Below are 25087 nucleotides of genomic sequence, written 5' to 3' on the forward strand. Positions count from 1 at the left end.
CCAACGTCCGTAGCGGAGCGAAGGGCAGCCGCTGGACGATGGGACAGGACCGACGAGAAGGGTGGGTGCAACTGTGGATGTCGAATCCATGATCCAGACGGCGGTGGCGCTGGTCGCCCCGGGCAAGGGCATCCTGGCAGCGGACGAGAGCACACCGACGATGGCCAAGCGTCTTGCCGGGATCGGGGTGGAGTCGACCGAGCCACGACGCCGCGCCTACCGCGAGATCCTGTTCACGACCGCGGGGATCGGTGAGTTCATCAGCGGCGTGATCCTCTTCGACGAGACGATCCGCCAGCGCACGTCGGACGGCACGCCGTTCGCCGAGGTGCTGCAGAGCCAGGGGGTGATCCCGGGCATCAAGGTGGACGGCGGCACGAAGGCGCTGGCCGGGTTCCCGGACGAGGTGGTCACCGAGGGGCTGGACGGACTGCGGGCGCGGCTGGAGGAGTACGCCGCCCTTGGCGCCCGGTTCGCCAAATGGCGCGCCGTCATCAAGATCGGGGACGCGCGTCCGACCACCTTCTGTGTCGAGGCGAACGCCCATGCCCTGGCGCGCTACGCCGCCCTCTCTCAGGAGGCCGGCCTGACGCCCATTGTCGAGCCCGAGGTGCTGATGGATGGCACCCACACCCTCGAGCGGTGCGCCGAGGTGACCGAGGCGACCCTGCGCGCCGTGTACGACCAGCTCAGCCGCCACCGGGTGATCCTAGAGGCGAGCCTGCTCAAGCCGAACATGGTGCTGTCAGGCAAGGACTGCCCCATCCAGGCGACGACCGACGAGGTCGCCGACGCGACGATCACCGTGATGCGGCGGACCGTGCCTACGGCGGTGCCGGGGATGGTCTTCCTGTCCGGCGGCCAGTCCGACGAGCAGGCCACCGCGAACCTGGACGCCCTCAACCGGCGGACACCGCAGCCGTGGGAGCTGAGCTTCTCCTTCGGCCGCGCGCTCCAGGCCCCCGTGCTGCACGCCTGGGCCGGGGACGAGGCCAACCGCGACTCCGCCCAAGCCGCCCTACTCCACCGCGCCCGACTCAACGGCGCGGCCCGGCATGGGACGTACAGCGCCGAGATGGAACACCTGGTGTCGCACTAGACCCGGGTGAAAGGCCGGTCCCCTGGAGCGGCCAGGTGCTGCCGGCCGGTGCTTGCCCTCGCCGCTGCGCCTCGGTAGAGTCCCAGCGAGCCGAAGCGTTTCGGCTTGGGTGTCGGGGCCGGGCATGCTCCGATCAGTGCGAGCAGTCGGCCCGGCCAGGGAGGGATCGGTCAGTGGTCGGGTTGCGTGTCGGCGTCATCGGGGCTGGTCGGATCGCCCAGCGGCAGATCTCCGCCTGGCGGGCTGTGGGCGCCGAAGTCGGTACCCTCGCCTACGACCCGCCGTTCCCGCAAGAGGCCGCGGGCGCCTCCTCTCCCTTCGACGCCCTCGACGACCTGCTCTCCTGGGTGGACATCGTTCATGTCTGCGCGCCGGCCGACTCCCGCCGCGACCTCTGTCTGGCCGCCATCGGGGCTGGTCGGTCCCTCGTCTGTGAGCAGCCCCTGGGTCGGACGTTCGATGAGGCGCTGATGATCGCACGGGCCTCCTTGGACGCCGGGGTCTCGGTGTTGCCGTCCCAGGTCGGCCGGTTCGTCCCCGAGCGCACCACCCTGCAGGCAGCAGTGAGCAGCGGCCGCATCGGCACCCCGGCGATCCTCCGCTTCACCTGCTCCGTCCCCAGCCCATCTCCTGACGCCGGCGCGCCGACGCTCTTCGACCTGGTCGCCGAGGTGCTGATCGAGGACCTGGACCTGGCCCGCTGGATCGCCGGGGAGGTCACCGGGGTGTACGCGGTGGCGAACTCGGGCGCCGGCGACGGGCAAGGGCCGAGCACCATGGTGGCGCAGGTCACCCTCACCCACGCCGAGGGCGCCATCACCCATCTCCAGGGACAGTGCGGTCCGCCGGGTCTCGAGCGCCGTAGCTCCTTCGATGTCGCCGGTCACGCCGGCCGACTGACGTTTCGGTCAGAGGCGTCGGGCCTCGTCATCGACAACCCGCCCGGAGCCGGGCTGATGGCACCAGGGCTCGCCGACGAGAGCCCCGAGCTGGCACAGATCCGGGCGTACGTCAGCACGCTGCGGGCAGGTGCGCCATCTCCGGTGAGCCTGCTGGACGGAGTCGCGGCCGTGGGTCTCGCTGAGGCGGTCTCCCGGTCAGCCGGGACCGGGCAGCCGGTCGCCTTCGAGGACTACCTCACCCGACTCGAGGAGCTGAGCAGCCATGTCTGAGCGAGCGCCGACAGGCCAGCACGGCCTGGCTGGGCAGCGGCAGCTGAAGGTGGCCGTCCTGTCAGCAGCCCATGGGCACGCGGTCGGCTACCTGCGCAACCTGCACCAGCGGGACGACGTCGAGGTCGTGCTTGCCGATCCGGACGCGCCGGTGGACGGCGGTGCAGGGCTCCGAGGCGCCCGCCTCGCCAGCGAGCTTGGCATCGACTACTTCGACAGCTATCAGCAGGCGCTGGACTGGCAGCCGAACGCCGTCATCGTCTGCACGGAGAACACCCGTCATCGTGCCGTCGCCGAGCTGGCCATCAAGGCCGGCTGTCACGTGCTGTGCGAGAAGCCGCTGACCACCACGGTCGAGGACGCTGAGCTGCTGTGCCGTGCGGCGGACGAGGCTGGCGTCACCCTGAGCGTCGCCTATCCCCTGCGCCAGGCCGCCTCCTTCCAGCAGCTGCGGCAGGCGGTGATCGACGGTCGGCTGGGTGAGCTGGTCGCCATTCTCGGCACCAACAACGGCCAGCTTCCCGCCGACCGGCGCTGGTTCGTTGAGCCGGAGCTCTCCGGCGGAGGCGCCATCGTCGACCATGTCGTGCACTGCGCGGACCTCATCGATGCGCTGCTGGGCGTCACCCCCGTCGAGGTCAGGGCTGTCTCGAACCGCATCCTGTGGCCGCTGGTCGATAGCGGCGTTGAGACGGGCGGGATGGTGTCCCTGCGGTACGGCTCGGGGCTGATCGCCACCATCGACTGCTCGTGGAGCCAACCCGCAAAGGCGGCCACCTGGGGCGGCCTGACGTTGGAGGTGATCGGGACGAAGGGCTCGGTCCGGATCGACCCGTTCGCGCCGCACGTCGGCGGATACGGCCGCGACGGCGCCGAATGGCTCGCAGTCGGGACTGACCTGGATGCACAGATGCTCGACGACTTCGTCCACAGCGTCCGGCACGGGACCCCTCCGGCAGTCTCGGCGGCAGCTGGGCTGCGCACTGTCCAGGTGATGGCGTCTGCGCTTCGGTCGGCAGCCTCCGGCGGCCAGACCGTCACGCTTGGCGTCCAGCCGCGCAAGGACTAGCCGGCGGTTTCCCGACCCGAGGTCTGATCGACCCGGTCCAGCCGGGCCACGCCGATCTGTGAGTCGGCCATGCCGTAGAGGACGTAGAGCACCTTCTCGATCTCCACGATGGCGGTCGGGAACACGACATTCGACACCTGACCGGTCGTCTCCTCGGCGGTCTCCGGGCGCATCATCGGCTCGACGGTGCGGGCCACGACTCGCTCGGGATGATCGGCGTCGAGGATCATCGCACCGGCCGCATAGTTGACGTTCTTCTGGTTCTCTGGTTGGAAACCGTCGCCGTCAATGCTTCCGCTGACGCCGTGGTGCAGCAGCAGCCAGCCTTCGGGGATCCTGATCGGAGGTGGCCCGCCGCCGATCTTGAGTGACTCCCAGTCGTACTGTGAGCCGGCCACGAACTGGTGGCCGAAGGGACGGCACAAGGCGCTGATGTCCGCCTTCGCGTCCTCGGCGCGGACGTAGGAGATCCAGATGGCTGCCCGGTCGTCGACCGTGCCTGCCGGCAAGGGCGCCTGCTCACCTTCGCGCAGGAAGTCAAGCTCCCACATGGGCCGGTGCAGCAGCGCGAAACAGGGCACCCCGTCGGGTCCCGGCACGGCTTCGGGGAACCAGACGACATCCTTGTTGGGGAAGAGGTTCAGGTCGGTGTCCAGCTCGTCGGCATAACCGAACTGCACCGGCCCGAGGCGCTTCCACTCGACAAGATCAGTGGAGACCGCCAGCGCCGGATGCGGGCCCAGCGGGCCGAACGCGACGTAGGTCATGACATAGCTCTGCAGCTCGGGGATCCAGGTCATCCGAGGGTCCTCTACCCCGCCATGATCAGTGCCGTGCTCCCAGCCGCGGTCGGGCGCCAGGACGACGCCCTGTCGTTCGACCCGGTCCGGCACCCCATCTTCGATGATGATCTCCCCCTTGCCGACCCTGGACACGTTGCCCTCCGCCACCAGGCGCGGGAAGATGTACAGCCGCTCGTCCGGTCCCCAGGCCGCCGCCGGGTTGAGCACCCCTTCGACCTCAAGCGGCTCTCCGGGTTCGGGGCGCATCAACGTCCCCACTCGCGTAAGCGTGTACGGAACCTCGGGAACGGTGGTGTTGGCAGGCACAGGAAATCCTTTCGGTGAAGGTGATGGTCGAGATCTCGGTGTCAGTGGTCAGCCCTTGACGGCGCCACCCACGACACTGGCCACCAGGTAGCGCTGCAGGAAGACGTAGGCCACCAGCAGCGGGGCGGCAACGATGATCGTCGCAGCCGACAGCAGGCTCCACTGGCTGGTGTAGGTGCCCTGGAAGGCGAACAATCCCAGCGTCACCGGAGATTTCGTCTGGTCCGGCAGCAGAATGGTGGCCAGGATGATGTCGTTCCAGACCCCGATCGCCTGCAGGATGAAGATCGTCGACAGGACGGGCTTGAGCAGCGCTGGCAGGAAGCCGAAGAGGTAACGCAGATAGCCGACGCCGTCGAGGGCCGCCGCCTCGTCGAGCTCGACCGGGACCGACTTGACGTAACCGGCGACGAGCAGCGGGCCGACACCGACTCCGGCCGCCATCATCAGCATGTAGCCCAGTCGGGTGTCGTACAGGTTGAGCCGCAGCACCAGCTGGAACTGCGTCACCAGCGAGTTCGGCAGGAACAACATGGCGACGAACAACCCGTACCAGAGCTTGGTGTGCTTCAGGTAGCCACGCGACACCGGGAACCCCACGAGCAACGAGATGAACGTTCCCAGACCGGCCGCGACCGCGGTGTACAGGATGCTGTTCAGCATGTAGGCGCCGAAGTTGCCCTGACGCCACGCCTGGCTGAAGTTGTTGATCGCCAGGTGCTTGACCATCCCCAGCGGGTTGGAGAAGAACTCGGCGTTGCTCTTCAGTGCGGTGTTCAACAGGAAGAGCAACGGAAACAGGTACAGCACCATCACGACCAGCACCGCGAGGTAGGACAACAGCCTGCCCAGCGGGAATCGCCGAGGACGATGCTCGTGCGCCGGTGTGGGCTCGGGTCGGCGCCCGCCCGAGTCTCTCCTCGCCGCGGTGCCCTCGGCCGGCTCTTTGCTGACCGCCTGGTTGCTCACAGCCTCTCCTCCCGCTTGCGCAGGTATGCCAGCACGATCAGCGAGATGACCCCTACCATGACGAACTGGACGACCGAGATGGCGGCCGCGTAGCCCTGTGACTGCGCCGAGCCGCCAGCCGCACTGCCGCCGAAGCCCTGGGTGAAGATCGCCAGCGACAGCACCTGGGTGGCGTCGTTGTTCGGTCCGGTCAACACGTAGATCAACTGGTAGCTCTGCAACGATCCCACTATGCAGAGCAGCATGTTCGCCGTCACCGACGGCGCCAACAACGGGTAGGTGATCAGCCGCAGCTTCTGCCAGCTGCTCGCCCCGTCGATGCTGGCGACCTCGTACAGCTCAGCTGGGATGGCCTGCAGCCCGGCAAGGTAGATCACCACTGCGACGCCGATGCCTGCCCAGACCTGGACGAAGATCACCAGGTACAGGGCGATCTTGGGATCACCGAAGAAGGCGGTGTTGGCGCCGAACCAGTGCCAGATCGCCGCACCCGGGCTCGCTGTCGGGTTGAACATCAGCGACCAGATGAGGCCGATCACCGTCACGCCCAGGATGGTGGGAAGGAAGACGACGGACCGGTAGAAGGTCGTCCCGCGCAGCGGTTGGTTGAACAGGACGGCGATCAGCAGTGCCAGCACGTTCTGGATGATGGTCACCAGGAATGCGAAGATGAAGGTGTTCTTCAACGCGTTCACGTTGTAGCCGAGATGGGCCGCGGAGAAGAACGACTTGTAGTTCTCCACTCCCACCCAGTTGACCGGCAGGAACGGCAGCGCGCGTACGTCGGTGAAGGAGATCACGAAGACGGCCACCGCCGGCAGGAGGGCGAACACGAGTATCGGCAGGAGACCTACCGCGAACGACGCCCGCACGGTGGCCCGGCGTCCGAACACGAAATAGCTCGACACGACTGCGGACCTCCTTCCGTTAGTCTCCGCAGGGCCGGCCGAGGGAGTGCCTCGGCCGGACCTGCGGAGAGAGGGTTCAGAAGCCGGCGGCCCAGTCCGCCTGAGAGGCCGCGGCGGCCTTCTCGGGCGTCTGGCTGCCCAGTGGCGCGATGCCGGAGTAGTTGAACGGGAACTGAGCCTTCGCACCCGCCTTGGTGTTCGCGATCCAGATGGTGTCCCAGGCGGGCTGGAACGTCTTGGTGTACGGCGCGATCGAGTTGTAGAACGGCGTCAGCTCGATGTTCGGCTGGGAGGGGGCGAAACCCGCCTCCTTGAGGAACAGCTTGTAGTTCTCCGGCTCGGAGAAGAAGGCCAGGTAGGCCAGCGCCGCACCGACGTTCTTCGAGTTGCTCGGCACGGCGAACGTCAGCTCGACCTTGCCACCCAGGAACGCATTGTCTGCGGCGTTGTCACTGGACGGCAGCGGGAAGTAGCCGTACTTGAAGTTCGGGCCACCGGCCGCATCGATGGTGGTCTGGTTCCACGTCCCGTCCGACATCATGGCGAACTGTCCCTTGACGAATCCGGCGGTCATCGTGTTGTAGGAGACACCGGCGAAGTTCGGCTCGGCGTAGTCGTACAGCGCCTTCACCTTGGTCAGGACCTCCAGCTGCTTGCCGTCGGTGAGCTTGACGCTCTGATCCCACAGACCCTTGGCCAGATCTTCCTTGTCCTTCTGGGTCGGGTAGATGTTCTGCACCACCCCCAGCATGTTGACGCCGGCGCTGTCCTTGCCGGAGATGCCGAGTGGCACGACCCCCTTCGACTTCAGCGTCTTGCAGACGGTCATGAACTCCGACCAGGTGGTGGGGATCTTCAGGCCGTACTTGTCGAAGATCGTCTTGTTGTAGTAGACGCCGGTGTAGTAGCTCAGCCCGGTCGGCACCGTGTACTGCTTGCCCTTGTACTTGATGGAGTCCAGCACCGTGGGCGTGTAGTTCTTCATGAACGGCTGGTTGGTGAGGTCCACCAGTCCGCCGGCATCAGCGAGCCGCGCGTCGTCACCCATATTGGAGGCCGGCACATAGCTGGGGAGCTCCTTGGGGCCGGCCAGACCGACATCGATGCTGCCCGCGCTCAGCCGCGACGAGTGGGCAGCCGCGTAGTTCTCGTTCGGGATCGCGGTGAACTTCACCTTGACGTCGGGATATTTCGCCGCGAATGCCTTGTTCACCGCCTTGAAACCGGCATCGGATCCGGTTGCGCTGGAGACCACGACATTCAGGTCACCCTTCGGGGCGGCTGCCGGGCTCTGGTTGCCGCTGGACGCGCCCTGGCTGCCTGAGCAGCCGGCGAACAGCGCCAGGCCGAGCAGCGCTGCCAGGAGAGCACTGATGCCGCGCCGTGTCCTGATCATCTGGAACTTCTTCGTTGCCATGATGCCTCCGGGAGATCTACCGAAGCGTTTCGGTTGATGGAAGGTAACATCACGGTCAGTGCCGGTCAATGCACCGGCTCGCAGCACCTCCCCCACCGACGTCGAGAGGCCCGACATGACCCCGGCTGAACCACACCCGGAACCGGCTCAGGACGGGCCGGCTGAGTGCCCGCTCGGGCTGGGGGTCGTCGGTGCCGGCGGCTTCGGCACCTTCGTCGGCGATGCCGCAGCCCAGCTGCCCGACCTGCGGGTCGTGGCTGTGACCGACGAGGACCCGGCCAGGGCCGAGCGCCTCGCGGTCTCGACTGGGGCCGCTGTGGCTGCCGACCTGACCACCCTGCTGGCCGATCCGGCGGTGCAGGCGGTGGTTATCGCCACCCCACCCAGTACCCACGCCGCACTGGCCGTCAGCGCCCTCAATGCGGGCCGTCACGTCTTCTCCGAGAAGCCGATGGCGCTGAGCCTCGAGGACACCCGTCGGGTCAGCACGGCGGCCAGGACGTCGGGCTGCGCCTATGTGGTGGACCACGTGATCAGGTACAACCCGATCATCGTCGCCGTCCAGAGGTTGCGCGACGAAGGGCTGGTCGGGCAGCTGCAGCGGTTCAGCTTCGAGAACGATGCGGCAGACGAGTTCCTGCCGGCCGAACACTGGTTCTGGGATCCGGAGCTCAGCGGTGGCATCCTGCTCGAGCACGGCGTCCACTTCTTCGATGTCGCGGCAGCGCTCGCCGACGCTCCGGCAGCAGAGGTGCAGACCATGGGCTACCGGCGCGCCGACGGCCGGGTGGACACCGTGGTGGCCACGGTCAGGCACTCCAACGGGGTGCTGGCCACCCATGCGCACGGCTTCAGCCACGCCAGCCGGGCGGAACGCCAGCTGATGCGGCTGGACTGTGGGCTCACCCAGCTCCGGATCCACGGCTGGATCCCCCTCCTGGCCGAGATCGACGGCTGGGTCGACGACCAGGCCGCGCAGGAGTACGAGAGGCTGCCGGCACGCCTCCACCAGTTGCTCGACGTTCCTGGCGGCCGGCTTCAGGGAACGGAGACGGTCACTGTGCGGGTGCAGCGCGACGCCGCCGAGGCGGCGACACACTCGCGGGACCAGGACTTCCGGGCTCCGCACCGGGTGACGGCCACGATCGACCTCGGCGGGCCGGCGGCGCATCTGCGGGTCTACTCCGAGAGCGTCCGGGCCGCCCTCAGCGATCTGGCCACCTGTGCGCGGACCGGCGGGCAACCGCGAGCCGGTGTTGAGGCGGGTGCCGCGGCGGTCCGGGTCGCTGTCGCCGGCACCCGTGCACTCGAGACGGGGACAACCGTCCAGGTCCGTGTCTAGCAGAACCGTTCACGCAGGTGGGGCGGCCGTCGACCCCCGGATGATGAGTGACGCCGGCTGGATCTCGACGTCGGTGACGGGCTTGCCGTCGATCAGGTCGAGCAGCAGTCCGGCCGCCGCCCGGCCGAGTCCGTGCGGCGACGTCAGCAGCGTGGTGAGCGGTGGCCGCATGAAGGAGCCGAGCTGGATGCCGTCATAGCCTGTGACCGAGACCTGGTGCGGCACATGGAAGCCGATCTCGGTCGCCCGGGCGATGAAGCCGATGGCCGTCAGGTCGTTCGCGCAGACGACTGCCGTCGGTGGCTCCGGGAGGCTGAGCAGCTCGTCGGCTGCCCGCGACCCTCCCTCGGAGGTGAAGTCGCCCTGAACCACCGGGCCGTGCGGCAGCCCTGCGGCATCCAGACCCCGCCGCCAGGCCTTCAGTCGCTGAGCCGAATGGATCATGCCCTTGCCGCCGCTCACGTGGGCGATCCGCCGATGCCCCAGCCCCACCAGATGGGCCATCAGGTCGCGCATGCCCGGCTCCGGGTCCTGTCGCACTGTCGGGAAAGGGCACCCGGGCCCGGCGTTGATCGCCACCGTCGGCAGTCCGAGCATGGCCAGTAACGGGATCCGTGGATCGCGCAGCCGGATGTCGGTGAGGAACATCCCGTCGATCCGACGGGCCAGGGCCAGCCGCCGACAGCGGTCGATCATGCCTGAGCGGCTGGACGCCAACTGCAGCACCAACGCGAAGTCACGCCTTTCCAGGATCGACTCGACTCCGCCGATGAACCCGGCGAAGAACGGGTCGGCCTCGAGCACCTCCGGTTTCCGCTGCAGCACCAGCCCGAGAGCGAAGGCACGATTGCCGGACAGGCTGCGTCCGCGGACCGAGGGCACCCAGCCGGTGCTCCGGGCCACCTCAGCGATCCGCGCCCGGGTCTCCTCGGACACGCCGGGACCACCGTTGAGGGCGACGGACACAGAGCTGATCGAGACGCCCGCCTCCCTGGCGACGTCGGCGATCGTCACGCGCTTGCCCATCAGCTGTCTCCACTCACCCATGGCCCGCAGGTCAGGCCCACCACCGCGCACGACCGGATACGAGACCGTATCGGCCACTGCTGCTGGAGCAAAGGGTAAATGACGAGCAGGGATCACTGTTGACCCCGGCGGATTCACGCAACTAGAGTCGCCGAGAACCGAAACGTTTCGGCTGAAGATGATCACCCAGATAGAGGCGAGGCGGCATCATGAACACTCCCCCAGAGGCTTCGACTCGGCTCGAGGCCGGCGGCGGACGAGTGGTGTTCCAGCGCGGTGTGGACGGGTTCGGCTACCACCTCGAGGTCCAGGACACCCTGGACTGGCGCCGGGTGACCGCGGAGCACAATGCGCTCATCAGCGGGCCCACGTTCGGACTGCGGCCAGAGAACGTCGACCTCGAGGGTGACGTGCTCACCCTGTCCGGGACGAAGGAGCTGGCCGATGGGCGCAGCTACTCCTGGCGCGGCCTGGTCGAGCCCGTGTCCGGCACCAGCTGGTTCCACTGGGTCGTGATCGTCGAGTCGGCCGGGTTCCCCATCGGAACAAGCGGTGCCGTCGAGCCGCAGATCGCCCTCGACCTGGGGCCGCTGCCTCCGTACGAGCGTGGTGACCATGTCTGGTTCAAGACCCTGGTGCAGAACCCCACCCAGTGGAACAACGAGGGTCGGGGCAACGATTTCCCGGCGCTGTACTACTACGACCCCTATCTCAAGGCGAAGTTCCAGATGTTCTTCGATATGAGCCCGATGAGCTGGATGGGGCCCGAGACGATCAAGCGGTTCCAGGGGTACCGCTGCGGGCTGCGGCGGCTCGACCATGGTCATCCCGCGGCGGAGATCGGTTTGCTGGCGGAGGCGCAGGGCGGTCAGCGGTTCCCCGCCGGCAGCCAGGTCTTCTCCTGGTACGTCTCCGTGCAGCACCTCTCCGACGAACCGACCCCACCGCGTGAGCAGGACGCCCTGACAGCGCTGGTGTCCGACTGCCTTGCCCTGCTGCCGCCCATCAACGGGTACTGGCCCGAGCGGGCCACCAGCTGGCGGGAGCTGGCCGACGGCTGCGCCGTGGATCTGATGGACGACGAGCACTGCTGGGGAAGAGATGATACGGGTGAGTACCTGCGCTCCTACGTGGATGGTCACTCCGATGCCTGGGCCGTGACCGTCGCCGCACGCGGTCGGACGTACGACGGCGACGGACCCTGTCTGGAGGCAGCCCTGTGGGCTCTCGATCCGTTGGATGACCTCGCCCGATCGTTGGCCGGCGACCCGTATCCCGAGCTCCGCAGCCGGCTGCGGGCCTTCATCACCGCCGAGGTGCGCAGACCACACTGTGCGATTCTCAGCGGTCGCACCGACCAGCCGCTCTTCATGGGCACCTGGCAGTACGTCTATCTGCTGGCGGAGGTGTGGCGGCTGTTCGAGGGCACGGAGGACGACGAGCTGCAGAAGCTCATCCAGAACGAGATCGACACGGTACTGGTGCCGATGGCCCACACCGTGGCCTACCTGTTTCCGCTGCAGTTCGACAAGGCGTCGCTGACCGCGGTGGGCCCGGGACCGGCCTATCCGGTGGCGGGCACGTTCGCCCTGCTGATGCTCGACGTCGCCGCGGCGACCGGCGAGCGCAGCTATCAGCACGAGGCCGAGCGGGCGCTTCGTGCCCTCGCGCACGTCCCGATCGACGCGGCGCTGCAGGAGGTCTTCCTGGTCGCCCACGCACTGGATGCGGCCGACCGGCTCTGCACCTTGACCGGTGATCAGGAGTGGGAGCGGGCACGAGAGTACTTCCGGGCCCAGACGCTGCGGATGATGTACTGGTACAACGACAACACCTCCCCGCGGACGGCGCTCTCGCGCCACCTCGGCATGTTCCTGGCCTGCGCCAACATCGGCTACCCGGCCTTCTTCGAGAACATCGAGGTGGCTGCCCGACTGGCGACCGCTGCCGGCACCGAGGACGACCCGTCCGACAGCCTGCGCATCCTCGATTACGCTCGCCGCACCAACCAGTCGTTCATGCCGGTGTGCTCGCCCGACATGTACGGGCCGATGCCGGTCGGCTACATCCCGTTCGAGGACGTCCCCATCCTGGAGGGGCCGAACGACGCGGGCTTCCTCGGGCAGGAGATCTATGGCGCCGGCTTCACCTTCCGTGCCCACCTGTTGTGGGACGCGCTCGCCGGGGCCGACCACAGTGAGGTGATGGTGGTCAACACCGACTCCTACCGCGGCGGCACCACGTCGGCACCCACCCGGCTCACCTTCCTTGCCTACAACAGCACTGCCGCAGCGGTGAGCAGTGAGATCAACTTCCCGTGCCTCGCCGACGGCAGAACGGGGACGCTCGAGGTGTCACCTCCCGGAGAGAGTGCAGTCCGCCGCCGAGTCGACGAGGGCCACGGGATCCGGCTGAGCCTGCCGGGGGGTGGTTGGGCCAGGCTGACCCTCACCCTCGATCGTGATCATGACTGAGGTCTCGCTGCGTCGCTTCAGTGCGGGCTGCAACCCGGATGGATCCGCTGATGCCCAGACCCTGGCCTGGCTGCAGTCCAAGGCGCTCGGCTTCCTCGCTGACCCGCCCAGCCCCGAGCATGCCGCCAGAACCGTCGAGTCGTTTCGCCAGGACGCCCGGGTGTTGACCGCCATCCATGATCATTCGGCACACCCGCCGGGCTGGGGGCCGGACCGGCCCGTGGCGACGTACGCCACGCTGCGCAAGTCCTTGAACGTCGGCGCGGGGCGGACCGTTCCTGCCCAGCTGGTCGCCGATGTGACGGTGCTGCCGACCCATCGTGGACAGGGTCTGCTGCGCCGGATGGTGCTGGAGGACCTGAGGCAGGCGGCCGCGGACGGCGTGCCGGTGGCGGCACTGTATGCAGCCGATGCCGGTCTCTATGGACGGTACGGGTTCGGCCCGGCGACGCGCACCCTCCAGGTCGAGGTGGACGTGCGACGGGTGACGTTCACCAGCCCACCGACGGGCACTGTGGCGGTGGCAGATCCAGATGTCCTCTGCGAGCTGGTTCCGCTGGTGTACGACGAGTTCCACCGAGCCACCATCGGCTCGGTGCAGCGGCTCTGGTCGCATGCCCCCAAGGTCTGCGGCCTGTGGGCCGAGGACGCGCCGGATCGTGACCCAGCGGTGCGCGGCGCGGTGCATTTCGGCGAGAACGGCGATCCGGACGGCTACGTCACCTTCAAGTTCCTGGGCTGGCAACAGCGTCCGCTCAAGATCGAGATCGTCGACATCGTGGCTCTGTCCACCGACGCCCACCTCGGACTGTGGGGCTTCCTCACCTCGCACACCCAGGCCGACCTCATCCGACACGGGCACCTGGCGCCGGACGACCCGCTCCCGTGGGCGCTGACCGACCGGCGCGCGGTCCGGGTCGTCGGCGAGCAGGACGGCCTCTGGCTGCGGGTTCTCGATCCGGAGGTCTGCCTGCGCGAGCGCCTGCAGGACGTGACCGGCGATCCGATCACGCTGCGAGTGCGCGACGAGCTGGAGTTCTGCGACGGCGCCTACCGCATCGTCCCGGGCGGCGACGGCGTGCAGGTCACCAGAGTGGACCCGGACGGGCCGGTCGACGCAACGCTGGATGTCAGCGCCCTGGCATCGGCGTTCCTGGGCGGATATCCCGCTGCCACCCTGGAGCGGGCAGGGAGGATCCAGTGCACCTCACCGGCGGTCGCGGCCCGGCTGGGCCTGCTCTTCGGCTCCATTCGGGCCCCGTACAACGACACGCATTTCTGACTCGATGATCGGCTCGGCCAGCGCATCCAGAGCCACCACCGCCGTCAATGGGGAAAACCCCCAGACCGTCGTCGGAGACGCCAGGTATCCACTGCACCACGAGGCTCTACCCGGGGGCCCGTGCGCCGGGGCACCTCCGCGAGGGTGTTCCTAGCGCAACGGCAATCCGAAGGCATCGGACATCGAGGCGGCCCCCTCTGCATTCTTCAGGTGGGGCGCCTGCACGACGTCCTCGTACAGCCGGGTCAGCGCATAGTGGTCCAGCCTCGTGCCGACGACATGGCCGTGCTGACTCGGATGGATGACCACCGTCAGCACCTTGTTGTCGGCGGAGCGGTCGTCCTCGTCCGCGGTCAGGATGACGGCGAGATGACCGGACTGCCAGTCAGGACCGGCGAAGATCTTCTCCAGGTAGCACCTGAACCAGTCGTCCGCGACCGAGAGGTCGCAGTCATGGGCGTCATGACAGGTGTCGGGGACCACCATTCCGGCGTTCGGCAGGGTGCCGGCTGAGATCGCCGCATCGAGGTCGCTGACCGGGACATCGAACGTCCGGCAGAGATCAGCCTCATCCGCGAAGTACGCCCACGGGTTGTGCTTGACCGCATACCGTTCGCCCCCGTTCGTCGTCGCACAGTGGCTCGGCATCCCTTCGGCGAAGACGGCGGCGGTCCGACCGCTGGCGATGGCCTGCCCGAAGACCGAGGTTCCAGGCACTGGGTGGGCCGACGGCGGCCCGTCGTCGGTGATGCCGTGAGAATCCCCACCGGCGATCGCGATGTAGTTGGGCAGCGACGGGTGCAGCAGGGCGTGGTAGTCGGTGGCGTAGCCGAACCGCTGGGCGATGCCGAAGGTGTAGGGCATCCGGTCCTGCATCTGCTGCAGGGTGTGGTTCTCCTCGACGAAGACCAGCAGCTTGGTCACGTTGCCGGCAGGCGAGGCGCCGGCGGCCGACGGTGATGCCGACACGCTGGCAGTTGACGACGGGGTCGAGGGGACCGACGAACTCGTGGCGGAGGCAGTGGACCGGGCCGACGCGGACGGTGTGGTCGTGTCACCGGACGACGGGCCTGCGCAGGCGGACACCAGCAACAGCGCCAGTGCGGCGAGGGTCACGGGCCGGCCGGGCGAGCAACGCAGGGTGTCCACCTCCACTCATCCGGGTCGGCTGTAGGTCATCCCAGTATGCCGACCGACCTAGTCCGCGAGCGCAGTCGGCACGTCCTGCCTCCACTTCTCCTCGATTCGCGCGTACTTCCAGACTGCGAGGGCCAACCCCCAGGTGAGCACGAACAGGGCGACGATCCCGTAGCCGACGTAGCTGAGGTCCAGGTTGCCGATCAGCGCGAGCGGGCCGGAGCTGATCCCTGCTCTGTCGGTGACGATGGAGGTGAGCTCGATGGTGCCGACAATCAAGGCGACGGCGACGGAGAGGCCGGTGATGGTGATGTTGTAGTACACCTTGCGGACCGGGGTGGAGAAGGCCCAGCCGTAGGCGACGTTCATGAAACAGCCGTCAATGGTGTCGAGCAGGCTCATGCCGGCCGCGAAGAGGATAGGCAGCGTCAGGACGGCGTACCAGGGCAGGCTGAAGGCGGCGGCGCCGCCGGCCAGGACGAGCAGGCCGACCTCGGTGGCGGTGTCGAACCCCAGGCCGAAGAGCAGCCCGATCCCATACATCTGCCCGGGCCGGGTGACGGCCCTGGTCGCCCCTGACAGGATCCGGTTGATCAGGCCTCGACGGTTCAACTGGTCCTCGAGAGCGTCCTCGTCGAAGCTGCCACGCCGCATCGACCGGAACACCTTGACGATGCCGATCAGGATGATCAGGTTAATGATGCCCAGGACGTACAGGAAGGTGCCGGAGATCGCCGTGCCGACCAGGCCCGTCACCTGCTGCAACCTGGACGAGCCGTTCTCCAGCTGCCCGGCGAGTGCCCGCATTCCCAGCGCCAGCAGCAGAACGAGCCCGAAGACGATGCTGGAGTGGCCGAGAGAGAACCAGTACCCGACCGACAGCGGACGCCTGCCCTCAGACATCAGCTTGCGCGTCGTGGTGTCGATGGCGGCGATGTGGTCGGCATCGAACGCATGGCGCATGCCGAGGGTGTACGCGGTCAGGCCGAGGCCCACGCCGAAGACCTGGGCCGATCCGACCTGGTAGTGCTGCGGCGCCACGATGCCGGCAAGGACGCCCCAACCCACCACATGCAGCAGCAGGATGAAGCCGGCCATCCCGGCCAGGGAGCGCCACTCGGTCGCAGTCAGTGCGAGTCGAAGGCGGCGCCAGCGCGCCCCGTCTCGGCTGACCAGCTCGGTTACGGCCATGACTCCCCTGCTCGGCTGGTGATCGGGGCTCCCGCTGGGGATCCACCAGATGCGACGTTATCGCATCTGGACCCGGCCCGCGCGGCCGGGTCACCGCCGGTGACGGCACAATGGACGGGTGAGCACACCACACGCTCGATCGAGTCTGCGGGTCGAGGCTGCTCTGGGTCTGCTGCGCGGACGCGGCGAGCGCGTCACCCGGGCCCGCCAGGCGGTGCTGGAGGTCCTCGACGGGACCGACGACCATCTCACCGCCGATGAGATCGTGCATCTCGCCTCGGCCCGCGCTCCGGGCGTCCATCGCGCCACGGTCTACCGTGCCCTGGCCACCCTCGGAGACCTGGAGATCGTCAGCCATACTCACATCGGCGGCTCAGCCGCCGTCTATCACCTGACCGTATCGGGGCAGCATCTCGACCCGGCCGCCACCGGCCATGCTCATGTGCAGTGCAGCACCTGCGGCGCGGTGATCGACATCCCGGCCGAACTGCTCCAGCCCCTGGTCGCGAAGCTCAGCGCCGACCTCGACTTCCAGCTGGCACCCCGCCATGCCGCCCTCCTCGGGACCTGCGCCACCTGCCGCCGCTCCCCTGACTACGTGCCCTGAGCCTGTCGAAGGGCCACCGCCCGCGCCCTGAGCCTGTCGAAGGGCCACCGCCCGCGCCCTGAGCCTGTCGAAGGGCCACCGCCCGCGCCCTGAGCCTGACTACGCGCCCTGAGCCTGTCGAAGGGCAAGGACCCTGCCGGAAGGCCCCTCACCCGCGCCCTGAGCCTGTCGAAGGGCTACCGATCGTGCCCTGAGCTTGGTGAGCATCCAGTCGCGGAGTGAAAAGTCGCGTACTGATGACAGCTGAACGCGAATCGGGCCGATCCGGCCTCGAAGACTCGCGTTCTGTCGAGTTCTCGGCCCCATCAGACGATCCAGTCCCGAAAAGTCGCGTACTGATGAGTTCTCAACGGCAATCGGGCCGATCCGGCCTCGAAAACTCGCGTTCTGTCGAGTTCTCGCCCCATCAGACGATCCAGTCCCGAAAAGTCGCGTACTGATGACTTCTCAACGGCAATCGGGCCGATCCGGCCTCGAAAACTCGCGTTCTGTCGAGTTCTCGCCCCATCAGACGATCCAGTCCCGAAAAGTCGCGTTCTGATGAGTTCTGAAGGCGAATCGGGCCGATCCGGGCTGGAAAAGTCGCGTTCTGATGAGTTTTCGACACGGCGAGAGAGGTGCCGGGGCGGGAGAGGGGCCGGGGCGGGGCGGGCGGCTTCGGCCGGGGGTGGGCAGGGTCGGGCAGGAAGGCGGGGAGGGCGGAGTGGGGCCGCGGGGAGTTGAGGAGCACCGGCCGCGACGTCGAGGAGGTCGCATACGATGCCGTACGGCCGCACCGACCGCAGAGACAGGACGTCGCCGACGATGGGATTCACCCGAGCCGAGCTCGAGAGCTACCGCGGTGCGTCGGTGCCCGATCTGCTGGGGCCGGGGCTGCGGCTGCTCTTCGTCGGCATCAACCCCGGCCTGTGGACGGCCGCGACCCAGACCCACTTCGCCCACCCCGGCAACCGGTTCTACCCGGCGCTGCGGATGGCGGGGATCACCGACCATGATCTCGACCGCGCCTGCGGGATGACCGACGAGGACCGCCGCTATCTGGTCTCGAGGGGGATCGGGATCACCAACCTGGTGCACCGGGCCACCGCCCGCGCCGACGAGCTGACCACCGCTGAGTTGCGCGAGGGCCGGACGCGGCTCGAACAGCTCGTCGCCGAACAGTCCCCTCGGGTGGTCGCCGTCGCCGGCATCACGGCGTACCGGACGGCGTTCGGCGCCCGGTCCGCAACCCAGGGTCGCCAGCCTGAGGACCTGGCCGGGGCCGAGGTCTGGGTGGTCCCCAACCCGAGCGGTCTCAATGCGCACGAGACGACCCAGACGCTGGCCGCCGCCTACGCGGCCCCGGCCCTGGCAGCCGGGTTGACGCTGTCACCCTGACCCGTCAGCCGCGACACCGTTGGTGGGTGATCAGCCGCGACGGGTTCCGGCCACGGGGCCGGTCCGCGGTACCCTCGTCGCGGCCCGGCCGTCCCCAGGGCGGGTCGTGCTCGTTGGCCCCCACCCCTTGCGGAGACGGAGAAGTCATGTCCATGTTCGGTTGGCGGTTGCACGGCGACGGCCGCAGCCTGAGCGCCTCGGAGATCGTCGCACCGGACGAGCGGCTGAGCTGGCCCAACACCATCGGCCTGGGAATGCAGCACGTGGTCGCCATGTTCGGCGCCACCTTCCTGGTGCCGCTGATCACCGGATTCCCACCCAGCACCACCTTGTTCTTCTCCGGCATCGGGACGCTGCTGTTCCTGCTCATCACCGGCAACCGGCTGCCGTCCTACCTCGGCTCGTCCTTCGCCTTCCTGGCACCGATCGGCGCTGCCAGCTCGCCGGGTGGCGCCCTCGGCGGCGTCATCGTCGTCGGCGCACTGCTCGCCCTGGTGGGTGTCGTCGTCCATCTCGCCGGCACCCGCTGGATCGACGTACTGATGCCGCCGGTGGTGAGCGGCGCGATCGTCGCCCTGATCGGCTTCAGCCTGGCACCGGCGGCCAAGACCAACTTCACGGCACAACCCTGGATCGCGACCATCACCCTGTTGGCGGTGATCATCTGCAGCGTGCTGTTCAGGCGGCTGCTCGGCCGGCTGTCGATCGTGCTCGGGGTACTGGTGGGCTACCTGGCGGCGGTGCTGACCGGCCAGGTCGACTTCTCCCGGGTGGCCGACGCGGCCTGGGTGGGACTGCCCCAGTTCACCGCGCCGAGCCTGGACCTCTCGGTGATCCCGATCTTCCTCCCGGTGGTTGTCGTACTGATCGCCGAGAACGTCGGCCACGTCAAGGGCGTGGCCCAGCTGACCGGCAAGAACCTTGACCCGTTGACCGGTCGGGCATTGTTCGCCGACGGGATCGCCACCGTGATCGCCGGCATCGGAGGCGGCTCCCCCACCACGACGTACGGCGAGAACATCGGCGTGATGGCGGCGACCCGGGTCTACTCCACCGCCGCGTACTGGGTCGCCGGTGGCTTCGCCATCCTGCTCGGTCTCTCACCCAAGGTGGGCGCGGTGATCAACACCGTCCCGGTGGGCGTGATCGGAGGCGTCACGACGGTGCTCTACGGATTGATCGGCATCATCGGGGTGCGGATCTGGCTCGACAACAAGGTGGACTTCTCCCGGCCGGCCAACCAGATCACGGCAGCAACGGCGTTGATCATGGGCATCGCCGACTTCACCCTCAAGCTGGGCGGCCTCACCTTCGCCGGCATCGCGCTCGGCTCGATCGCCGCCATCGTCGTCTACCACCTGATGACCGGCATCGGCCGGCTGCGGGGAACCGAACCCGCACCCACCGCCGATTCGGCCGCAACGACTGTGTTGAGATAGCACTATGAGCTCGGACAGCCAGCAGTCTCTCGCCTACCCCCTCACTCAGCACACGCTGGACAATGGACTCCGGGTCGTCATCTCCCCCGACCACGCGGCCCCGTCGGTGGCCGTGAACCTCTGGTACGACGTGGGCTCGCGACACGAGCAGCCGGGGCGTACCGGCTTCGCACACCTCTTCGAGCACGTCATGTTCCAGGGGTCGGCCAATGTCGCCTCCGGACAACACATCGCGTTGATGCAGTCAGCCGGAGCAGCGGTCAATGCGACCACCTGGTTCGACCGCACGAACTACTTCGAGGCACTCCCCACCGGAGGTCTCGACCTGGCCCTGTGGCTGGAGGCGGACCGGATGGGAACCCTGCTCACCGCACTGACCCAGGAGAACCTCGACACCCAGCGCGAGGTGGTCAAGGAGGAGAAGCGGCAGCGGTACGACAACGTGCCGTACGGCGACGTGATGGAACGGCTGATCGGCCTGACCTTCCCAACGGACCATCCCTACGGGCACACCACCATCGGATCGATGGACGACCTCAACGCCGCCACCCTGGAGGATGTGCACTCCTTCTTCACGCAGCACTACATGCCCAACAATGCGGTGCTGTCGATCGTCGGCGACGTCGACGTGCCGACCGGGCTGGCGAAGGCGGCCACCTACTTCGGCCCAGTTCCCGCCGGCACACCGCCGCCGGAGCCGCCCACCCACGTCCTGCCGCCGATGGCGGACCTGCCCAGGGCCGAGACGGCGGCGGAGGTGCCGGCCGAGGCCGTCTACCTCACCTGGCGGCTGCCGGCCCGCGGCAGCACCACCTTCGACGCGCTCGACCTGGCCTTCACCGTGCTGGGCCACGGCCAGACCTCTCGGCTGCACAAGGCCCTGGTCCGCCAGCAGGAGATCGCCGAGGCATCCTCGGCCAGCACCATGGGCCTGATCGGCGGCAACTCGTTCGGCTTCGCCCAGGCGAGGGCCCGCGACGGCGTCAGCCTCGAGCGGCTGGAGGAGGCGCTGCTGGTGGAGGTCGACCGGCTCGCCGCCGACGGTCCGAGCGAGACCGAGCTCCGCCGGGCCAAGGCACAGTTCGAGCGGCACTGGCTGCACGAGCTGGCCCGAGTCGACTCGCGCGCCGACGAGATCAGCGCGCACACCCTGCTGCACAACGACCCGACCTTGATCAACACCCGAATCGCCGAGATCGACGCCATCGATCCCGCAGCCATAGCCGAGGCGACCCGCGAGTGGTTCGACACCGGCACGCGCGCAACACTGATCTATCGACAGGTGAGCCGATGAACACCGAGAAGACGATCTTCCCGCCCCGGCCGCCGATCGGCGCTCCCGGTGACTGGCACTTCCCCACCCCGACGCGCAGCTATCTCGACAATGGGCTCGAGGTGGTCAGCTATCACCTGCCGGGTCAGCACGTCATCGCCGCGCACCTCGTGCTGGACATCCCGTTGAGCGCGGAGAACCGCGACCTGGAGGGCGTGGCGACCATCTGCGCCCGCACGCTGGACGAGGGCAGCCTGCGTCACGGCGGCGAGGAGTACGCCGAGCTGCTGGAGAACGAGGGCGCCGGCTTCGGCATCGACGTCTCGCTCTCCGGCCTGCAGGCGATCCTCGATGTGCCGGCCTCCCGCCTGGAGGCCGCACTGGCACTGTTCGCCGAAGCGGTGGTCGAGCCGGCTCTGGCCGACGACGACGTGAACAGGCACGTGCAGCTCCGGCTCGCCGAGATCGAGCAGGCCCAGGCGAACTCCGCCCAGCAGGCCAGCATCGCCTTCCGCAGCACGATCTTCGACCCGGAGTCGCGCACCTCACGGATGAACGGCGGCGAGCCGGAGACGGTGGCCAAGATCACCGGCGCTGCCGTACGGCGCTTCCACCTGGAGCATTTCGGTCCGGTCGGCACCAAGCTGATCATGGCCGGCGATCTTCCGGCCGACCCGCTGGCCCTGGCCGAGAGGTATCTCGGCTCCTGGGCGCTGCCCGACCAGCAGACCCCCCAGCATCTGACCGCGCAGCCCGCACCGCGTCAGGTCAAGATCATCCACCGGCCCGGGGCGGTCCAGGCGGACATCAGGTTCGGCGGGTTCGGCATCGACCGCAACGACGAGCGATGGGCACCGATCTCGGTGGCGAGCTATGCGATGGGTGGGGCGTTCCTGTCCCGGCTGAACGCGGTGCTCCGCGAGGAGAAGGGCTACACCTACGGCGTCGGTCTCAACTTCTCGCCGATGCGCACCGGTGGCAGCTTCGCCGTCCAGGGCTCGTTCCGCACCGACGTGGTGGCCGACGCCATCGAAGAAGCGCGGCAGCTGCTGGACATCACCGGCAGGCCCTTCACCCCACAGGAGGTGGACGACGCGATCACCTTCTTCACCGGAGTCTCCCCGCTGCGCTTCGCGACCGCCGACGGCGTGGCCGACCAGGCCGCAACCCAGTTCCTGGCCGCCCTGCCCGAGGACTACATCGACCGCAGCCTCGCCGCCCAGCGAGCCGTCACCTCCGAGTCGGCGTCAGCCGCGTACGCCTCGCTGGTCCGGCCGGACGAGCTGAGCCTGGTCGTCGTCGGCGACGCGGACCAGATCACCGAGCCTCTCCGCGCCGCCGGGTTCACCGACCTGGTGGTGGAGACGCCGGACGGCAGCCGCGGGTAGCGACTAGCCGCCCATAGCCTTCAGGGCCCGCTCGACCGCGGCCTGCGCCTCCTTGATCTTGGCCTGGTACTGGGCCAGGTCGCCGGTGCTCAGCGCCTTGTCCGCAGCAGCGAAGGCGCTCTGCGCCTCCTTCAGCGCCTTCGTGGCGGCCGGGTTGTCGACCTTGCCGTCGCCCGTCGGGGGCGTACCGCCCCCACCGCTCGACTGCTCACCGGTGCTGGCTCCCGAGTCACCCTTGAAGACCTGGTCAAGCGCCTGCTGCAGAGTGTCGCCGATCCCGACCTCCTGGCCGAAGCGGACCATCACGAAGCGCAGTGCGGGATAGGAACCGTCACTGCCCTGGCGCTGGGTGTAGACCGGCTGGACGTAGAGCAGACCACCGCCGATCGGCAGCGTCAGCAGGTTGCCGAACTGGGCGTTCGCCGAACCCTGGTTGAGGAACGGCCTCAGCCGGTCGGCGACCTTCTCATTGGTCACCATCGCGTTCGCGGTCTGGCCCGGACCGTCGATCTGGCTGGTGTCGGACATCCGGAGGATCCGCAGCTCCCCGTAGTCGGGGCTGCTGGCGTCGGCGTTCACGGCCATATAGGCCGACAGGTTCTGCCGTTGGTTCGGGACGAAGACGGAGGTCAGCGAGAAGATCGCCTTCTCGTCACCCGGCCACTTGATCGACAGGAAGTGCGGGGCCTCCTTGCGGCCGGTGCCGGCGACCGGGTCGGTGGGGATCTGCCACAGGTCGGTCTGCTGGTACCAGTTGCTCGGGTTGGTCATGTGGTACTTGGCCAGGATCTCGCGCTGGACCTTGAACAGGTCCTCCGGGTAACGCAGGTGGCTGAGCAGATCCTTGGAGATCTTCGACTTGTCCAGCACCACGCCCGGGAAGGCCTTCTTCCAGGTCTTCAACACCGGGTCCTGCTCGTCCCAAGCGTAGAGCTTGACGCTCCCGTCGTAGGCGTCCACCACAGCCTTCACCGAGTTGCGCATGTAGTTGACCATGGTGTCGGGCTGGGCGGCGATGGTGCCGACGCTGGTCTGGGCGTCCGAGGTGGACCGCTCCAGCGACACCCGCTGGCTGTTCGGGTAGGAGTTGGAGGTGGTGTAGCCGTCCACGATCCAGACGATCCTGCCCTCCACCACGGCCGGGTACGCGTTGGTGTCGACCTTCAGCCACGGAGCCGCCTTCATCACCCGCTCCCGCGGGGTCCGGTCGTAGATGATCTTGGATGCCGAGTTCACCCGGTCCGACAGCAGCAGGTTGACGTCGGCGAACTTCGCGGCATAGAGCAACCGCCGCCAGGCGGATCCGATCGGCACCCCGCCCTGGCCGGTGTAGGTGTACATCTTCGGGTTGCCACCCTGACCGCCGCCGGGGGTGTCCAGCTCGATCGGGCGCGACCCGGCCGGCGACCCGACGACGGAGTAGTCGGTCTGCAGCTCACCGAAGTAGACCCTCGACTCGTGCTCGGCGATCGCACCGGTCGGCGGGATGTCGCGTGCGATCCACTCCGGCTCACCGCCGGACTGGCGCCGGTTCCCATAGGCGGCAACCAACCCATAGCCGTGGGTGTAGACGGTGTGCAGGTTGTTCCAGTTCTGGCCCTCGACACCGCGGTGGTCCATCTCCCGGACCGCCACCACCGCGTCGGTCTCGGTGCCGTTGATCGTGTAGCGGTCCACGTCCAGTACCGCTGGGAACGAGTAGTAGCCGCGCACCTGCTGCAGCTGCTCGTAGGCCGGCCCGACGACGGCGGGGTCGATGAGCCGGATGCCGGGCAGCGCCTCGGCATCGGAGCGGAGCTGGCCGGCGGTGGCGGTCGTCTTGGCCGAGTAGTCCTCGATCTTGACGCCCTCGACGGCGTAGGCCGCCCGGGTCGCGGCGATGTTCCGCTCGATGTAGGGCCGCTCCTTGTCCGGCTCGTCCGGCTTCACGCTGAAGTTCTGCACCGCACCGGGATAGGCGACGCCGAGCAGGATGGCCGACACGATCAGCAACACCAGACCGATCATGGGCACCATCCAGCGCCGGAGCACCGCATTGGCGAAGAACATCACCGCACACAGCAGGGCGATCACGGCCAGGATCGTCCTGGCGTTCACCTGGGCGTGGTCGGCGGTGTAGTTCAGGCCCGTGAAGATCGGGGTGCTGGCGACCTCCAGCCCGTACCGGTCGAACCAGTAGCTCGCAGCCTTCACCAGCACCGCCAGGCCTACCAGGATCGACAGGTGCGCCTGCGCTGCGGCGGTGCCGCCCCGACGCGGCGCCGACAGCCGCAGCCCACCCATCACGTAGTGCACGATCGCCGCTGCGACGGCACTGAACAGCAGTGCGGTGAACAGGAATGACAGCGTGAACCGCCACCAGGGGTAGTCGAAGACGAAGAAGGAGATGTCGAGACCGAACTTGGGGTCCACCTGCCCGAACGGGGTCGAGTTGCGCCAGGCCAGATAGGTGGAGACCTGACCGGCCGCAGCGCCGCCGGCGAACAGCCCGACGACCACGCCGAGGGCGATCATCACCCAGACGAACCGGGACTCGAGCACCTCGCGGTACCGCTCCAGCAGCGGGCTGGTGGGACCGCCGAGCCGGAAGCTGGGCCGCAGCCGATAGGCGATGGCGGTGTTGGCTGCGACCGCGGTCGCCATCAGCAGCCCGAACCCGACGAACAGGCCCACCCGGGTCCAGAGCATCTTGGAGAACACCGACCCGTAACCCATCGAGGCGAACCAGAGTCGGTCGGTCCACAGGTTGGTGAAGACCGCGAAGATCACCACGGCGATCGCGGCGATCACCAAGGTAGGCAATATCGC

Annotated in this window: 20 protein-coding genes; 12 read left to right on the top strand and 8 right to left on the bottom strand. The window is 68.0% G+C overall.

Going from position 1 to position 25087, the window contains the following annotated elements:
- Window positions 1-73 precede the first annotated feature (73 nt).
- The 3 genes from JOE57_RS01930 to JOE57_RS01940 all read left to right on the top strand — a co-directional run bounded on the left by JOE57_RS01930 (window position 74) and on the right by JOE57_RS01940 (window position 3340).
- Window positions 74-1099: a class I fructose-bisphosphate aldolase gene (locus JOE57_RS01930; protein WP_204916144.1), complete on the top strand. Its 1026-nt coding sequence runs from the start codon at window positions 74-76 to the stop codon at window positions 1097-1099.
- 173 nt (window positions 1100-1272) lie between these two features.
- On the top strand, window positions 1273-2271 hold the full coding sequence (locus JOE57_RS01935; protein ID WP_204916145.1) for a Gfo/Idh/MocA family oxidoreductase: 999 nt from the start codon (window positions 1273-1275) through the stop codon (window positions 2269-2271).
- Entirely contained in the window at window positions 2264-3340 is a 1077-nt protein-coding gene (locus JOE57_RS01940; RefSeq protein WP_204916146.1) for a Gfo/Idh/MocA family protein, read from the top strand. Before JOE57_RS01935 ends, JOE57_RS01940 begins: the two co-directional genes overlap by 8 nt.
- Here JOE57_RS01940 and JOE57_RS01945 read toward each other — a convergent pair.
- The 4 genes from JOE57_RS01945 to JOE57_RS01960 all read right to left on the bottom strand — a co-directional run bounded on the left by JOE57_RS01945 (window position 3337) and on the right by JOE57_RS01960 (window position 7722).
- On the bottom strand, window positions 3337-4449 hold the full coding sequence (locus tag JOE57_RS01945; RefSeq protein ID WP_338041104.1) for a glycoside hydrolase family 130 protein: 1113 nt from the start codon (window positions 4447-4449) through the stop codon (window positions 3337-3339). The two genes, JOE57_RS01940 and JOE57_RS01945, sit on opposite strands and share 4 nt — an antisense overlap.
- 48 nt (window positions 4450-4497) lie before the next feature.
- Window positions 4498-5418: a carbohydrate ABC transporter permease gene (locus JOE57_RS01950; protein WP_204916147.1), complete on the bottom strand. Its 921-nt coding sequence runs from the start codon at window positions 5416-5418 to the stop codon at window positions 4498-4500.
- Window positions 5415-6326 (bottom strand): ABC transporter permease subunit, encoded by a 912-nt coding sequence (locus JOE57_RS01955; RefSeq protein ID WP_204916148.1) that lies wholly within the window; start codon window positions 6324-6326, stop codon window positions 5415-5417. The genes JOE57_RS01950 and JOE57_RS01955 overlap by 4 nt, the downstream gene beginning before the upstream one ends.
- A gap of 76 nt (window positions 6327-6402) precedes the next feature.
- Window positions 6403-7722, bottom strand: a complete 1320-nt coding sequence (locus JOE57_RS01960; protein ID WP_204916149.1) for an ABC transporter substrate-binding protein — start codon at window positions 7720-7722, stop codon at window positions 6403-6405.
- A 136-nt stretch (window positions 7723-7858) separates the two neighbouring features.
- Between JOE57_RS01960 and JOE57_RS01965 the strand changes: the two genes are divergently transcribed.
- A complete protein-coding gene (locus JOE57_RS01965; RefSeq protein ID WP_204916150.1) occupies window positions 7859-9085 on the top strand; it encodes a Gfo/Idh/MocA family protein in 1227 nt (408 codons plus the stop codon).
- A gap of 9 nt (window positions 9086-9094) precedes the next feature.
- On the opposite strand, the gene JOE57_RS01970 is transcribed toward JOE57_RS01965, so the two are convergent.
- Complete coding sequence (locus JOE57_RS01970) at window positions 9095-10132, bottom strand: LacI family DNA-binding transcriptional regulator (RefSeq protein ID WP_239578810.1); 1038 nt, start codon at window positions 10130-10132, stop codon at window positions 9095-9097.
- Between the two features lie 188 nt (window positions 10133-10320).
- Here JOE57_RS01970 and JOE57_RS01975 point away from each other — a divergent pair, with 188 nt between their 5' ends.
- Together JOE57_RS01975 and JOE57_RS01980 are read left to right on the top strand one after the other, a co-directional pair.
- The gene (locus tag JOE57_RS01975; RefSeq protein WP_204916151.1) at window positions 10321-12585 is read left to right on the top strand and encodes a hypothetical protein; all 2265 of its coding nucleotides are present in this window, start codon (window positions 10321-10323) and stop codon (window positions 12583-12585) included.
- Window positions 12578-13867: a GNAT family N-acetyltransferase gene (locus tag JOE57_RS01980; RefSeq protein WP_204916152.1), complete on the top strand. Its 1290-nt coding sequence runs from the start codon at window positions 12578-12580 to the stop codon at window positions 13865-13867. Before JOE57_RS01975 ends, JOE57_RS01980 begins: the two co-directional genes overlap by 8 nt.
- A gap of 150 nt (window positions 13868-14017) precedes the next feature.
- On the opposite strand, the gene JOE57_RS01985 is transcribed toward JOE57_RS01980, so the two are convergent.
- On the bottom strand, window positions 14018-14791 hold the full coding sequence (locus JOE57_RS01985) for an alkaline phosphatase family protein (RefSeq protein WP_338041105.1): 774 nt from the start codon (window positions 14789-14791) through the stop codon (window positions 14018-14020).
- A gap of 1 nt (window position 14792) precedes the next feature.
- Here JOE57_RS01985 and JOE57_RS01990 point away from each other — a divergent pair, with 1 nt between their 5' ends.
- On the top strand, window positions 14793-15041 hold the full coding sequence (locus JOE57_RS01990; RefSeq protein WP_204916153.1) for a hypothetical protein: 249 nt from the start codon (window positions 14793-14795) through the stop codon (window positions 15039-15041).
- A gap of 23 nt (window positions 15042-15064) precedes the next feature.
- On the opposite strand, the gene nicT is transcribed toward JOE57_RS01990, so the two are convergent.
- Window positions 15065-16195 carry a Nickel transporter NicT gene (gene nicT, locus JOE57_RS01995; RefSeq protein WP_204916154.1) on the bottom strand — a complete coding sequence of 377 codons (1131 nt, stop codon included), beginning with the start codon at window positions 16193-16195 and terminating at the stop codon, window positions 15065-15067.
- Window positions 16196-16313: 118 nt separating this feature from the next.
- On the opposite strand from nicT, the gene JOE57_RS02000 reads away from it, so the two are divergent.
- The 5 genes from JOE57_RS02000 (at window position 16314) to JOE57_RS02020 (ending at window position 22279) form a co-directional block, all read left to right on the top strand.
- The gene (locus JOE57_RS02000) at window positions 16314-16802 is read left to right on the top strand and encodes a Fur family transcriptional regulator (protein WP_338041106.1); all 489 of its coding nucleotides are present in this window, start codon (window positions 16314-16316) and stop codon (window positions 16800-16802) included.
- 804 nt (window positions 16803-17606) lie between these two features.
- Entirely contained in the window at window positions 17607-18179 is a 573-nt protein-coding gene (locus JOE57_RS02005) for a mismatch-specific DNA-glycosylase (protein ID WP_204916155.1), read from the top strand.
- A gap of 146 nt (window positions 18180-18325) precedes the next feature.
- Window positions 18326-19618, top strand: a complete 1293-nt coding sequence (locus tag JOE57_RS02010) for a uracil-xanthine permease family protein (RefSeq protein ID WP_204916156.1) — start codon at window positions 18326-18328, stop codon at window positions 19616-19618.
- Window positions 19619-19622: 4 nt separating this feature from the next.
- Window positions 19623-20912, top strand: coding sequence for a M16 family metallopeptidase (locus JOE57_RS02015; protein ID WP_204916157.1), 1290 nt, complete (start codon window positions 19623-19625; stop codon window positions 20910-20912).
- The gene (locus JOE57_RS02020; RefSeq protein WP_204916158.1) at window positions 20909-22279 is read left to right on the top strand and encodes a M16 family metallopeptidase; all 1371 of its coding nucleotides are present in this window, start codon (window positions 20909-20911) and stop codon (window positions 22277-22279) included. Before JOE57_RS02015 ends, JOE57_RS02020 begins: the two co-directional genes overlap by 4 nt.
- A gap of 3 nt (window positions 22280-22282) precedes the next feature.
- Here the strand turns inward: JOE57_RS02020 and JOE57_RS02025 are convergent, their stop codons facing one another.
- Entirely contained in the window at window positions 22283-25069 is a 2787-nt protein-coding gene (locus tag JOE57_RS02025) for a UPF0182 family membrane protein (protein ID WP_338041388.1), read from the bottom strand.
- Between the last annotated feature and the right edge of the window lie 18 nt (window positions 25070-25087).

Source organism: Microlunatus panaciterrae (genome assembly GCF_016907535.1).
Taxonomy (GTDB): domain Bacteria; phylum Actinomycetota; class Actinomycetes; order Propionibacteriales; family Propionibacteriaceae; genus Microlunatus; species Microlunatus panaciterrae.

What these genes read in the sequence shown, in the direction of transcription:
- JOE57_RS01940 (WP_204916146.1), top strand. Translation starts at nt 2,264, where the DNA reads ATGTCTGAGCGAGCGCCGACAGGCCAGCACGGCCTGGCTGGGCAGCGG.
- JOE57_RS01960 (WP_204916149.1), bottom strand. Translation starts at nt 7,722, where the DNA reads ATGATCAGGACACGGCGCGGCATCAGTGCTCTCCTGGCAGCGCTGCTC.
- JOE57_RS01965 (WP_204916150.1), top strand. Translation starts at nt 7,859, where the DNA reads ATGACCCCGGCTGAACCACACCCGGAACCGGCTCAGGACGGGCCGGCT.
- JOE57_RS01970 (WP_239578810.1), bottom strand. Translation starts at nt 10,132, where the DNA reads ATGGGTGAGTGGAGACAGCTGATGGGCAAGCGCGTGACGATCGCCGAC.
- JOE57_RS01975 (WP_204916151.1), top strand. Translation starts at nt 10,321, where the DNA reads ATGAACACTCCCCCAGAGGCTTCGACTCGGCTCGAGGCCGGCGGCGGA.
- JOE57_RS01980 (WP_204916152.1), top strand. Translation starts at nt 12,578, where the DNA reads ATGACTGAGGTCTCGCTGCGTCGCTTCAGTGCGGGCTGCAACCCGGAT.
- nicT (WP_204916154.1), bottom strand. Translation starts at nt 16,195, where the DNA reads ATGGCCGTAACCGAGCTGGTCAGCCGAGACGGGGCGCGCTGGCGCCGC.
- JOE57_RS02005 (WP_204916155.1), top strand. Translation starts at nt 17,607, where the DNA reads ATGGGATTCACCCGAGCCGAGCTCGAGAGCTACCGCGGTGCGTCGGTG.
- JOE57_RS02010 (WP_204916156.1), top strand. Translation starts at nt 18,326, where the DNA reads ATGTCCATGTTCGGTTGGCGGTTGCACGGCGACGGCCGCAGCCTGAGC.
- JOE57_RS02015 (WP_204916157.1), top strand. Translation starts at nt 19,623, where the DNA reads ATGAGCTCGGACAGCCAGCAGTCTCTCGCCTACCCCCTCACTCAGCAC.
- JOE57_RS02020 (WP_204916158.1), top strand. Translation starts at nt 20,909, where the DNA reads ATGAACACCGAGAAGACGATCTTCCCGCCCCGGCCGCCGATCGGCGCT.